General features: G+C 52.7%; 9 protein-coding genes. 4 read left to right on the top strand and 5 right to left on the bottom strand.

Features of this window, described 5'->3' with window-relative positions; all coding sequences use genetic code 11:
• The first annotated feature begins 18 nt into the window (after positions 1-18).
• The gene (locus tag B036_RS31565; RefSeq protein ID WP_020567184.1) at positions 19-1,512 is read left to right on the top strand and encodes a SusD/RagB family nutrient-binding outer membrane lipoprotein; all 1,494 of its coding nucleotides are present in this window, start codon (positions 19-21) and stop codon (positions 1,510-1,512) included.
• A gap of 345 nt (positions 1,513-1,857) precedes the next feature.
• Here the strand turns inward: B036_RS31565 and B036_RS0102875 are convergent, their stop codons facing one another.
• The 3 genes from B036_RS0102875 to B036_RS0102865 all read right to left on the bottom strand — a co-directional run bounded on the left by B036_RS0102875 (position 1,858) and on the right by B036_RS0102865 (position 6,797).
• Entirely contained in the window at positions 1,858-2,445 is a 588-nt protein-coding gene (locus B036_RS0102875; protein ID WP_020567183.1) for a hypothetical protein, read from the bottom strand.
• A gap of 218 nt (positions 2,446-2,663) precedes the next feature.
• The gene (gene bshA / locus B036_RS0102870) at positions 2,664-3,827 is read right to left on the bottom strand and encodes an N-acetyl-alpha-D-glucosaminyl L-malate synthase BshA (RefSeq protein WP_020567182.1); all 1,164 of its coding nucleotides are present in this window, start codon (positions 3,825-3,827) and stop codon (positions 2,664-2,666) included.
• Between the two features lie 150 nt (positions 3,828-3,977).
• Entirely contained in the window at positions 3,978-6,797 is a 2,820-nt protein-coding gene (locus tag B036_RS0102865) for a T9SS type A sorting domain-containing protein (protein WP_026231623.1), read from the bottom strand.
• 304 nt (positions 6,798-7,101) lie between these two features.
• Here B036_RS0102865 and B036_RS0102860 point away from each other — a divergent pair, with 304 nt between their 5' ends.
• Positions 7,102-7,986, top strand: a complete 885-nt coding sequence (locus tag B036_RS0102860; protein WP_020567180.1) for a MerR family transcriptional regulator — start codon at positions 7,102-7,104, stop codon at positions 7,984-7,986.
• Between the two features lie 33 nt (positions 7,987-8,019).
• Here B036_RS0102860 and B036_RS0102855 read toward each other — a convergent pair whose 3' ends face one another.
• A complete protein-coding gene (locus tag B036_RS0102855; RefSeq protein ID WP_026231622.1) occupies positions 8,020-8,547 on the bottom strand; it encodes a tetratricopeptide repeat protein in 528 nt (175 codons plus the stop codon).
• A 90-nt stretch (positions 8,548-8,637) separates the two neighbouring features.
• Positions 8,638-9,498 (bottom strand): tetratricopeptide repeat protein, encoded by an 861-nt coding sequence (locus B036_RS0102850; protein WP_020567177.1) that lies wholly within the window; start codon positions 9,496-9,498, stop codon positions 8,638-8,640.
• A gap of 248 nt (positions 9,499-9,746) precedes the next feature.
• Here B036_RS0102850 and rlmN point away from each other — a divergent pair, with 248 nt between their 5' ends.
• Entirely contained in the window at positions 9,747-10,799 is a 1,053-nt protein-coding gene (gene rlmN, locus B036_RS0102845; protein ID WP_020567176.1) for a 23S rRNA (adenine(2503)-C(2))-methyltransferase RlmN, read from the top strand.
• A gap of 381 nt (positions 10,800-11,180) precedes the next feature.
• Positions 11,181-12,938: a T9SS type B sorting domain-containing protein gene (locus B036_RS31560; protein ID WP_020567175.1), complete on the top strand. Its 1,758-nt coding sequence runs from the start codon at positions 11,181-11,183 to the stop codon at positions 12,936-12,938.
• The last annotated feature ends 40 nt before the right edge of the window (positions 12,939-12,978 follow it).

Genomic DNA, 12,978 nt, shown 5'->3' with positions numbered 1-12,978 from the left:
GAACGTAAAATCACAACAATGAATAAAATACATAAACTTATGCGTGGCCCGGCCGTCTTGCTACTATGCCTGCTGCTGCCACTCACTTCTTGCGATAATGACTTCGGTGAACTTAATACCGATCCTCAGGCCGCTACTACGCTTGATGCGAAATTTTTGCTCAATTACTCCATTAACCGTGCTGGCTCCAGCCGCTACGAGTCATGGCGGGGTAACCTCATCTACACCTCGCAGTGGGCGCAGCAAATCTCGGGCAGTTGGGCACCAGACAACTACAATACCACCAACGAAGATTGGCTTTCGGCTTATTGGAACGAGGCCTATGGTACCTACATGCGCAACATTCAGAACATCATCGATACTGAAGAGGGCACGAATGTAGAGGCTATGGCTATGATCTTCAAGGTCCTCATCATGCAGCGTGTCACGGACATGTATGGAGACATTCCTTACTCTGAGGCTTTTCAGGGAGGCAATTTCCCGCAACCGTCTTACGACACCCAGGAGGCCATTTATGGTTCCTTTGTTTCCGAACTTCGCCAGGCGATCAGTCAGCTTTCTGCCGGTAACGGACCGGATGTGGGCAATTTTGATCCGTTTTATTCTGGTGACATCGACAGCTGGAAGCGTTTTGGTAACTCCATGTTGCTCCGTGTCGGTTTACGTATGTCTGAAGTTAATCCTTCGCTGGCACAGCAGGTTGTAGGCGAAGCCATTAGCGGAGGCCTGTTAACGGAGACTGCCGTATTGCAATTTGACGGTAGCATGCCCGGCGGTGTCGTGAGTAGTGGTATCGGTTCGGTCTTCAATGACTTTGGTGTTGGCGGCGGCGGATTCGCTTTTAGCGACGAGATGATCACTCGTCTTCAGGCAGCGAATGACCCACGTGAGGCCGTTATGGCCCTGCAGTACAATAGCGATGGTTCGGTGAACACTTCGGTAGGCCCGGGCGAATACATCGGTAAAGTCAACGGGGCGGACATCACTTCTATCTACGACTTCGCCATGCCAAACCATAGTGTAATGGTGGCTTACGATTCGCCCATCATCTTCTATTCTGTGGCCGAGGCGGAATTCAGCCGGGCTGAAGCGATTATGCGGGGTTGGGCTTCTGGCAGTGCTCAGGACGCTTATGAAGCGGGTGTTCGCGCCGCCTGTAAGCAGCTCGCGCTTTACCCGCGCGCTACGGAGATCACGGACGCAGACATCGACGCCTTGTTAGCAGAAGATGCCGTGGCTTGGAACGACACCGACGGTATGGAACTTATCAATACTCAGAAGTGGATCGCTTTACTCTTCGATGGTTTCGAGGCTTACTCGAACTATCGGCGTACGGGCTTCCCGGATATTTCTCCAGGGCTTACGTCTGGCGAGAGCCCCAATGCAGTGCCCCGGCGCATGCGTTATCCGATCAGCGAAGACCTTACTAACAAGGCCAACTACGATGCGGCTGTTTCGCGCCTGAGCGGAGGTGATGTTATCACTGCCGCCGTTTGGTGGGATGCGAATTAAGATTTCGGTGAGATTTTCCGAAAAGGGCCAATTTTGGACCATGAGCGAAAGTCAAAATAAGCTCTAAAATAAGCGCCGAATTAGTTCAGTGCCGCCCCGAAACCCAGTGCGGGTTTCGGGGCGGCCTGCTTTATTGAAGTGTCAGGTGGCGCGGCCGCAGGTGCAGAGAAGGTGAAAAAAGCAAGGCAAAAAAGGGAATCTTGCTGCAGCTAACAAACGAGCGCTGAATGAGAACAGGAATTAAAACAAAAAAACCTCCGTAAAGCTGTTGAAACGGTTTTGCTTCAACTAGCCTGACGGAGGTAGGGTGATCGGTCATATTCGAGAAGGAACAGACCTGATAGCTTACTTCTTCATGTAAATGGAACGACCGTTAGTCATCATGTCCTTCAGGTCATTACGGCTGCTGATATACTTGAAGCGATTGTTACGAATACCATCGGGGCGGTCACCAATAATGTAATAGCGAACGTCGAGATCGGGTGCATTCACGACAACTTGGTCGCTTATGGACATAACTTCGCCATCTTCAAGCATTTCACCTGCTTTTTCAAGCTCTGCTAAGACGATGATGCGATTGCCGGTAGTGTATACTTCCTGAATTTCAAGATTGGCTTCCTGATTCACGTCAGCTTCTACCATAAGTGTTTGTTCCTCTTTGTCGCCAAGTTCACTGGGCCAATCTACGTCTACTACGGGGACTTCGACAGTTTCTTCTACCATTACCACTCTTACCTTAGGAACTTCGATGGTACGTGTGGTGGTGGTTACGTCAACGTCTGCCCACTCTACATCGTAAGTGGGTAAGGAACCACGGTCGGCTTGAACGTCAACATCTACGGAAGGCATTTCACCTTCACTGGTCTGATCTACATCACAAGCGAAAAAAGAAAAAGCGGCGAGCGCGCAAATGGAAAGAATACGAAATTTCATAATTTCAGGGGGCTTTATTATTAATTATCTACACTAAACATTGTGTAATACTGTAGATAATACCTCGTCTGCACCTCCAATTGTTCGTTCGCTTTGTCTTTTTGGCACTTGTTTCTCGGTGTATGCTCTTTCGTCGCCCCCCAATTTTAAACATTCACAATGGAATGTTTTGCTTCAGTTCATACCGAAATTAGTAATCCGATCCAGCTTATAAACCATTAACAATCAAATACTGGTTCCTCCGGCTTCACGATGGTTCGGTCGATCACTTTTTGATAGTAAGCCTCATACTTGGGAATAATTTCTTCGATGTCGAAACGCGCCGCCTGCGTTAGGGCAGCAGCGCGAAAGCGTGCAAGTACGGTATCGTCCTTTAGAATGGTCAGTGCATCCTCTGCCATTTTATCAACCATGCCAACACCGGATAGAAAACCGGTTTGCCCATCGATGTTAACTTCGGGAATACCACCAACATTACTACTGATGACCGGTACCTGGCAGGCCATGGCCTCCAGGGCTGCTAAACCAAAACTCTCGCTGGCGGAAGGGAGGAGGAACAGGTCAGATACCGCCAGCAGTTCTTCTACCGCATCCTGCTTACCAAGGAAACGTATGTCGGCGCTCAGGCCGAGTTTACGACTGAGTTCTTCGCAACGACTACGTTCTGGTCCGTCTCCGATAAGCAGGAGCTTGCTCGGGATCTCGTCATTGACGATCTTAAAAATGTAAATAACGTCGTCGACGCGTTTGACCGGCCTGAAATTAGAAACATGAATCAGAATCCGTTCTCCGTTGGGGGCAATGGCGGCCTTGAAATGATCTTTATTGTCACGTTTGAAGCGTTTGAAATCGATGAAGTTGTAAATAACCTCGATCGGATTACAAATGTCAAAATTTTCAAGCGTGTCCTTTCGCAGAGATTGGGAAACTGCCGTTACCCCATCAGATTTGTTGATGGCAAAAGTGATGGTCGGAGCGTAGGCCGGGTGGGTACCCACCAGCGTAATGTCTGTGCCGTGTAGTGTGGTCACAAAGGGGACATACCTTCCGCGGCTGATCAGGATTTTACGTGCCATGTAAGCAACCGATGCATGGGGTACGGCATAATGAACGTGCAGTAAATCAATGCCGTGGTGTTCAATTACGTCAACCAGCTTCGAAGCCAATGCCGTTTCGTAAGGCGCAAATTCAAACAGGGGGTAATCGGACCCGCTGTCCACTTCGTGGTAAAATACATTAGCCTGAAAACCGCCGAGGCGCGCGGGCCTGCGATAAGTAATAAAATGGACCTCATGTCCTTTCCGGGCCAATCCCAGACCTAGTTCTGTGGCCAGAACGCCACTACCTCCATAGGTTGGGTAACAAACAACACCAATCTTCATAGCTTCAATAAGGTTTGAAGAGGGAGGAATGTTCCCGATGGAGCCGGGAAATAGTCTTGTGGTCCGGTAGTCTTGTGGTCTTGTAGGCTACCACACGAGCGCGAGCGAGCATCCCCGTGCGGTAGCCTACAAGATTACCCGACCTCCAGACTAACGAAGCACCACTCGTATCGTCCGTGCAGCATCAGCCGTACGTAACCGCAGCAGGTAGATGCCAGCCGGGTAGGCGCTGAAGTCGAGCTGTTCATTCAGGCGGAGCTGACGACCGAAATCATATGCCTGCAACTGGCGACCCGTGAGGTCATAAACAGCAGCGCGGAGTGTGCTGGCTTCGGGCAACTCCAGCTTAACTTCAAGCAGGCCGGAAGTAGGATTGGGGAATACCTGTAGGTCGGTGAGCAGGTTGGCCGGGTCGGTGGTCGCAACCGGGAAGGATACCCGGAAGGTAACCTCATCGGTACAGCCCACGGCGTCGGTAACCATTACCGTGTAGGTGCCGGCAACCAAGTTGTCAACGGCATTGGCGGTTTGCCCGCCGGGCCAACTGTAATTGAACGGAGCTACACCACCGCCAGGGATGACGGTAGCGGCGCCGTCGTTCACGTTGCCACTGGTTACGTCGATGACGTCTACCATCAGGCCGAGGTTGTCGGCGCAACGCTTAATATTGAAATCATCGAAGGTGACGTCGAAGTCACCAGAATCCCGTTGCATGAAGACTTCGAACTGGAGAGAACTTCCGGCGTAGCTCTCCAGGTCAATGGCGACAATACTGTCTCCGGCCAGGGTGAGTTCGGCGATCGTTTCGCTGGTTTCAGCACAATCTATGTAGGCGCGAACGGTCATTCGGGTAGAATCCGTATAAGGCGTGTCGGTGTCGAACTCGCGGAAGACTACGGAGAAGCGTAGGCTGTCGCCAGAGGCAACGTTACCGTAGTTTGTCGTCCGGAACAGCAAGGTGGTATCCGTACTGTTCAGGTTGTCGTAGATGGAAAAATTGCCCATGCCGCTGAGGTCAGTCAGCATCAGGTCTTCGTCCAGCACCCATCCGGCGGGGACCAGCGGGCGGGCAAATCCTTCAAAGAAGGGGATGTCTTCACGGGTACGCAGGAAGAAAACGGTGGTGTCATTGGAGTTATCCACATCGTCCGTCAGAGAGGTCCATACCTCGATGCGGCTTTCGGCCGCGAGCGTTCCGTCAAACGGAGTGGCAAAAATGAAGGTGGTACTTTGCCCGGGACGAACGCTGCCGGGGAATGCTTCGGTGATCACGGTACCGCCATTGACGCGGTAATTGAGGTCGAAGTCTTCTGCAAACGTTAGCCCGAGATTAGAAAACCGGACCCTGACGGAGTCCGTCGGTGAGCTACAAACGGAAGGGTTGATGGTAAATGCCTGGGCTGCGGCCAGGTTACGGTCGGCCCGTTCGGTAAGCGAGACGGCGTCGACGAGGATACCTTCAGCTGTTTCAAAAGCATTACTGCGGAAAGCGAACCGTAGCTGAATGGTGTCGCCAGCCACGCCTTCGAGGAACTGAGCTACGGTGGCAACCTGGGTATCGTTGCGGGTCCAACGTTGGTCCATCAGGTCGTTGTACCAGTTGATGCCAGCCGGGCTGGTCTCAACGGTACGCCAGGTCTCTCCTCCATCGGAGGTGATTTCCAGCGAGACGCCGTCGAAGCCTGCTTCCGTATCCACGAAAAGCTGGCAGGTGAACAGCGGATCGTTCTCCATGTCTGAAAGATCAAAACATGGGGATACTAGGTAGCTCTCTTCGAGGTTGTTGTAATCGCCGGTAAGGTTGGTAACCCAGGCGTTGCGCCCCTGTGGAGCACGGTTGATCAGCTCATTATTGGGTTTGCCCCAGGCCCAGCTGGAGACGCCGCGCCCCTGCCGGTCGACGTACCAGAAGCCATTATCAGCCTCAAAGCCTTCGGTGTAAGGGAAGTCAGTGATCTGCGGAATATTCGTCACTGAAATGGTCAGTGTATCATTACTGTTATCTTCGTCACCCTCCAGTTCGGTCCAAATGGTGAATTCATAGGTGCCAGGGATGTCGAGAAAAGCCTGAATGTCGAAAGTAAAAAACTCAGTGCTGTCTACCCCAACTACGCCGGTGAAAATACCATCTTGTGGTCTTTCTACACCGGCAGGAAAGCCATCGATGGCAAAATCAACGTTGAAAAAAGCCTGCGGCTCACCACCAAAATTGGTGATGCCGATGGTCACGTTTTCATTCGTCAGGTCACAACCGGTGGCGGGGGCCATTAATTGGGTGATGCCCACATCAACGCGTTTTTGAGTTTTGATCACGTACGGGCCGCGTACTTTGGAGGTATCGTCGAGGGCACGGCAAACGGCATCTATCCAGAAAGTGTACAGGCTGTCAGATTCAAGGTTTTCGATGCGGTACTGGGTGTTGGTACCAGTGATGGTCGTACCGTCATCATCGATTGAAGGGTCATAGTTTCCGCCACGGTATTGGATGCGATACAGCGGATTTTCTGCAGCGGGCAGCCCGCGAAATTTCAGGTCGGCGGTAGTCGCCCGTACGCGAAAAAATTCAATGCTGTTGGCGGCCGGGGGAGCACACGCTATGCAATTGGCCGTAATAGCGAAAACATTGTTTCCCGCAACGGGGGCGGCAGCATTAGTGTACAACAAGCTATCGGCATTGTTGAGCAGACTGAAGACGGACTCTTCGGGGAAGGCGCCCTGAGCAAAACCGATTTGGATGTTGTCTTCGTCATTAACGGAGAAGTAGTAACTCCGGCGACTACCGTTGCTGTTGTCTGGCGTCAGGGTATAAGGAGAGGCCGCGATGCCGTTGATGCGCAAGGTGAGGATACCACCGTTCCACCCATTGCCCCCACGGTCTTCGAGCACCAGTTGGTAATCACAGGTTTGGGCGGTGAGAACGGGCAGGCCGAAGGCGAGCAGCAGAAAAAGTAGACGGTAACGTAATAGCATAAGTTTGGGTATTAGCCGGGTTTTGAAGGCGCGGACGCAGGTGCAAGATACGGCGGTTAAGCAGCAAAGTTTTGCCTCAGCCGCCCGGGGCGGCAAAAAGCCCACCTTTGCACTATAAAATACTAACATTGCACCAGCGTTCGCGCCAAAACACTATAAGGGCCGCGAAAAATAGCCAAAAGGTCACAAACCGATTGTGTCAAATGGCCTGAACTATTCACTTAGGTTCGCGTTAGTCCCCCGGCTGGCATAAATTCTTACTTTTTTTGACCCAATCCGGCATTTTCACCGTTAAAATCTATCCTTGGCAGTCTATTCAATCAGTGATCTGGAAAAACTTACCGGTATCAAGGCCGCAACGCTGCGTGCCTGGGAGCAACGGTACAACATCGTGACGCCAAAGCGTACCGCGACGAATATCAGGTACTACCTTGACGAAGACTTGCGGGAATTATTGAATGTCGCCCTGCTGAATAAAAACGGTATGCGAATTTCGCAGATCGCTAAAATGCGCACCGAAGAACGTTCTAAAAAGGTGGTGGCGATCAGCTCGATCAACGTCAGCCCCGATACCCAACTGGACGCCCTGACGCTCTCCGCTGTGGAAATGGACGAATTTAAGTTCAGTCACATCATTGACACCAACATCCGGCAACGCGGCTTTGAAGAAACAATGCTGGAGGTCATTTATCCCTTTCTCGACAAACTCGGCGTACTGTACTTCACCGGTTCGGTCGCTCCGGTTCAGGAGGCCTTCATCGGGAACCTCCTTCGCCGAAAGCTTATCGCCGCCACGGATGCGCTACCGGTAACCCGCCAACGGGAATCTCAGGTATTTGGCCTCTACCTGCCAGACGGAGAACGGCAGGAGCTCAGTTTATTGTTTGTCGATTACCTGCTGCGAAAGCGCGGCTTCAGTACCCTTTACCTTGGGGGAGATGTCAGCGTCTCCGACCTTGTAGACGTTGTAAACTGCACCCGTGTCGATTACCTGTTTACTATTTTTTCTAACGCTTTCGTTCACGAGCCGGTAGACCGGCACGTAGCTGGTGTATTGAATGGTTGCCCGAAGTTGACCCTGCTGCTGTCTGGTTACCAAGCTAGCATGCATGATTTCTCCGGCGAAGCGCGCGTGCGGGTCGTGAACGGATTGGATGACATGCTGACGTTGGTCGCCACGTTGAAATAGGAGAAGTCTTCGGCTGTTTGGCACGCTCGTTGCCTAAAAGTTTTCCAGAATCGCTTTTACCGGGTACAAGCGGTCCATACCCGATTGTTCTAGCAGGCGAAACTCAGCTGCTGCCACTTCCAGATGCTCTTTCCTCAGCTCCAGCAATGCGGTATGCCAGGAGGCTGCTGCCCCGTATTGGGGATCGTCTTTGGCTATCTGCTCCAGGTATTCTTCGCCTTCGGCATAATTACCCGAAGCCATAGCTGCGGTAGCTGCTAATAGAAATACCTGGCCGTTGTCTGGTTCCGGATTACCTTCCAAATAGGCCCGGAAGGAGACCAGCGCAAGATCGAAGTCCTCTTGTTGGTGATAAGCAATGCCCTGCCGGAGAATGGAAGCGTCGGTGTCACGTTGCCCGGAGGCCAGGCTCCGTTGGGTGCCGTAGCCTTCCATCGGTGCTGCTTCGAAGTATTTTCCGAACAATAACGCACCCTTATTTGCCTGGCGATAAGACGTCATGGCAAATATGGAGAAAAGGGTTATCACGGCAACTAAGCCGATGGAGAGGACTTTGGACAAAGTGCAGGAGTTTATTTTGCAAAGATAGGACGGAGATCGGTGGGCTTTGGTTAGGGAACGGTTAAAGGGCGGTCGCTTCACTCCTCGTTCCTAGTAACCCCTCAAATCCGAGTATCCCGCCAAACTAATGATCTGCCAGTCGTTAAGCGTTCGTTCCACCTCAGCGGGGTGGATGGCAGCGATGGCCACGAGTGCAGTACCGTGGTCGGGTCTTGGTACCAGGTCGTTATAGTATTCAGGAAAGGCATCCTTCTCCGAATCACTGGCCTTACTTTTCTGGAGCCGGGTGGCGTGGCTGGCATTACTCCAGATTTCGAAGCCGAGCCCAGCCTCGAAGCACAGACTTTCCAATTGTGCGATGGATTTGGCGGAACTGGTGTGTAACAGGCAGCTGAAGGTTTGGTAAGGGGAGCGTTTCAGACGGTCGAGGGACGGGAAAACGGCGATGCGGCGGGCGCCGATGACGTTGGTGCCCGCTTGTAGGCGGCGATTGTACAGCATCAGGTCACGGTAACGGAGGTTGCTGCCGGGGTGGGGGATGCTGAGAATGCGGCCACGGGCCGCGTCCAACGGCTGCATCCAGAGGATCTCGTAACCTTCCGCTCCCTTGACTTCTAAGGAAAGGGGTTGGGAAAGGTCGGTTTTCTCAAAGCCGAATTTATTCCAGACCGTGGCGGCGACCCGCATGCGGCCAAGGCCGGTGGCGGCGAGGCCGAGGTGCCACCAGGCCTCCCGGTCGTCGGCATCCAGCGCAACGGATTTTTTCCAGTAGTGAAAGGCTGGCTTCCATTCCCGACGTTGGTGGTAAATGTGACCAAGGGCCACGTAGCCTTCCGGCCAGTCAGGGCTGAGGCGGGTGACTTTCTTGAGGAGCTTCACGGCCGTGTACACGTCTCCGACTTTGTCGTAACGCAGGGCCTCTTCGTAGAGTGCCCAGGAGTTGGGGTCCATGTTGCCATTATGCGCCAAGAGATTAACGTTTTTCGTGAGGCCCGTAAGATACGGGTGGATGGAGGAAACGGTTTTAGATATTGGTTAGTTGTAAAAAAATATACAACGTCTAAAGGCCGTACCTTTGCGCCCCGAAACCGACGCCTGTCCTAAAGCGTTCATTCTCAGAGCTGATTAAGAGGCTGGTTCCTTAACAAGTTCTCTTCTATTTTCTCTTGATTCATTTTATCTCCCACTCTAACCTGACTATGGCTACTACAAATGCCCTGATCGACATTCGCGCGCTGACCCCTGAGGAGCTGACCTCTCAGCTTATCCTGCTGGGGGAGAAGCCGTTCCGTGCTAAGCAGGTATACGAATGGTTGTGGCAAAAGGGTGCCCGCGACTTCGATCAGATGACCAACCTCTCGCTTCCGTTGCGGGATACGCTTAAGGAGCACTACACCATCCTTGCGGTTACTGAAGACAAAGTGCAGCGAAGTTCCGACGGAACCATCAAGAGCCGATTTCGGCTGCACGATGGACACATGATCGAATCCGTACTAATTCCGGTTGTTGCTGATGATCGCTTCACCGTTTGTGTGTCGAGTCAGGTAGGCTGCAGCCTCAGCTGTACCTTCTGCGCCACTGGTCGGATGAAGCGGCTGCGGAACCTTACCGCCGCAGAGATATATGACCAGGTTTTCCTCGTCAATGAGCAGTGTATGGAAACCTACGGGAAGCCCCTGACCAACATCGTGTACATGGGGATGGGAGAACCATTACTGGCGTTCAACGAGGTAGTTGGGAGTATCGACCGGATCACTTCCCACACCGGCTTGCACATGGCACCCCGCCGACTGACGGTTTCCACCGCCGGTATTGCCAAAATGATCAGAAAATTGGCCGACGAAGACACCAAGGTCAACCTGGCCATCAGTCTCCACGCCGCCGACGATACGAAGCGCAACGAGATCATGCCCATCAACGAAAGTAATAACCTTGAGGTGCTGGTAGATGCTCTGGAGTACTTCTACGCTAAGACCAAAAAACGTATCGGCTACGAATACATCACCTTTCAGGATTTTAATGATACCCTGGAAGACGCCGAGAATCTCTACCAAATTTGTAAGCGCGTCCCTTCTATGGTCAACATCATCGAGTACAACCCGATTGATGATGCGCCATTCCGTAAATCCACCGCACACCGTATCGACGATTTCGCCACCTACCTCCGTGATCGGGGAATTATGGTGACGGTGCGTCGTAGTCGCGGGAAGGATATTGATGCGGCTTGCGGGCAATTGGCGAATAAGGAATAGACCGCCTGCGGCCAAATAGGCGAAAACTCGCTGCGCTCGTTGTCTCGGTAGACGCAGCTTCGCTGCTGGTAGTGGGTAGAAGGTAGGGTAGTTCACTTCGTTCGTGTGCACTCCTGGCTATTTGGACTTAGTCCGTACGAGCGCAGCGAGCAGAAACTTGCGGGAGTACTACCTATTACCAAGGGCGAAGCCCGCCTACGGAGAAGAAGGGAGCGTAGCGACTTTTCGACTGCGGTGCACTAACTACTACCCCTTACCAAGCGCAGCGTCTACCCCCTAACTCGCGTAGCGAGTAAAATTCCCCATTTCGCACAACGTCTTTGCCCCGCTGGCGTTTAAACTACCGTATTCCCTCTTATCCCCATCCCAGAACAAATCGACTTGCGTTTACTTTATTGCTTTTTCATCCTGCTGTTTGCACCTGCGGTCCGCGCCCAAATTGCGGCACCAGACTTTTCCTGCACCCGGAATGAGGCTGGCGCGGTTGTTCTGAATTGGAACAACCCTCCGGTCAATGGCTGCGGGGCCTACCTGGCTACGGAGGTCTATCGGGCCAGTAACCTGGCCGGGCCGTATACGCTACTGACAAGTATTACCGACCCTGCAGCCGTCACTTTTCGTGACCCAAACCCTGCCGGAGACTTACGGTACTACTTTCTGCGCTACAACTACGATTGTTTGGGGCAAACGGTCATGAACAGCGATACACTCGATAGTTTTATTCCCGTTACCCCCGTCGTCCTGTTCAGCGGGGTGGAGGGTAATGAAATTGTGATAGACTGGTTGGATTCCAGCTCTCCCGAAGTGACGGGGTATATCGTTTTGGAAGTAACCCCCACCGCATTCGTTCCACTGGATACGATCTACGGTGCAACCGAATATCGCTTTACTTTTGGTCCTGGTGACCCCGATCCTGCGGGCCGCTCGTTCCGTCTCGTCGGCATAGATCCGTGCGGTAACGACAGTCCACAGGGAACCGTCGTATCTCCTATTGGCCTGACCGGATCCGGAGGGTCTGGCTGTACCAGCGAGATCACTTTGGTACCTGATGTGGCGGACCTGGTGTCTTTCCTGCCAACGACCTTACTTGAATTATTTGTTTCCGTAAACGGTGCCGCTTTCAGCACGGCCGGTACTTTTCCACCCAATGCGGCCACTATCCCCTTCAGGGACGCCAACGATGGTGAAGACCTTTGTTTTTACGTGGAAGCCGTTCTGGCAAATAACTTAGGTCGTGCCCGCTCCGTCACCTTCTGCCAATCGGTGATGATTACCCAACCCCTGCGTGATTTCCCGCTCTATGGTGTGGAAATTGACGAGACAGGGAACGTACTTTTTCAGTACGCTGATGATATAGTGCAGCCCACCCCTACGGACGCACAGTTACTCGTTAGCCGGATCGGCGGCGTGCTGGAAGGCGCTCCCTTACCAACGCCCGTTTTTGGCACCGGTGGCCAACTGACTTTTCCGCCACTCGCCGATGCTCTGGCTACGGGGGAAACCTTTCGCTTTCGGCTCACGGATGCTTGTGACCGGGAGGTTAATACGAATGAAGTAGTACCAGTAATACTACAGGCCCGGGAATTTGCACCAGGAAACAACCAGTTGTCCTGGACGCCGCTGGTCAACGGTCTTGACGGGACCATTACCTACGATGTTTTCCGGTCGGAGGCGGGCGGGGTTCTAACTCTGGTCGTCAGTGACTTGTCGGACCTGAGTTACGTTGATAATTTTTTCGCTTCAAATGGCGTCGAGGCTTGTTATAAAATTCGTGCCCGCTTCCGCCCTGCCGGAGCAGACCCAACGGATAATTTCGTTTTTAGCTCCAACGAAGCTTGCGTGACGCCCATGCCGGAACTCTATGTGCCTACCGCCTTCAGCCCCAATGGCGACGGCATAAATGACGAATTCGGGCCTCTCTTTTCTTCTCCACCGCCACTGGAAGGGTTTCACTTTAAGGTTTGGGATCGTTGGGGCAGCCTCATCCACGAAACGCAGGACCCACTTGATTTTTGGGACGGGACCAACCAGGTGCAACCATTACCGACCGGACCCTACATGTACCAACTGCTCTATACCGTAGGGGAAGGTCAATATCGGAACCGATCGGGCACGGTCAATCTGCTCAGGCAAGATTAAACTTTGTGCAACTTCCCTGACAATCACGGCGTTACTCTTT

The organism is Neolewinella persica DSM 23188 (assembly GCF_000373105.1).
GTDB classification, from domain to species: domain Bacteria; phylum Bacteroidota; class Bacteroidia; order Chitinophagales; family Saprospiraceae; genus Neolewinella; species Neolewinella persica.
The sequence above is the reverse complement of the archived record's forward strand: the minus strand, read 5'-3'. Positions and strand labels throughout refer to the sequence as shown.

Bases quoted from the DNA above. Each gene is read 5' to 3' on its own strand.
- B036_RS0102875 (WP_020567183.1), bottom strand. From the start codon at position 2,445: ATGAAATTTCGTATTCTTTCCATTTGCGCGCTCGCCGCTTTTTCTTTT.
- bshA (WP_020567182.1), bottom strand. From the start codon at position 3,827: ATGAAGATTGGTGTTGTTTGTTACCCAACCTATGGAGGTAGTGGCGTT.
- rlmN (WP_020567176.1), top strand. From the start codon at position 9,747: ATGGCTACTACAAATGCCCTGATCGACATTCGCGCGCTGACCCCTGAG.
- B036_RS31565 (WP_020567184.1), top strand. From the start codon at position 19: ATGAATAAAATACATAAACTTATGCGTGGCCCGGCCGTCTTGCTACTA.
- B036_RS0102850 (WP_020567177.1), bottom strand. From the start codon at position 9,498: ATGGACCCCAACTCCTGGGCACTCTACGAAGAGGCCCTGCGTTACGAC.
- B036_RS0102865 (WP_026231623.1), bottom strand. From the start codon at position 6,797: ATGCTATTACGTTACCGTCTACTTTTTCTGCTGCTCGCCTTCGGCCTG.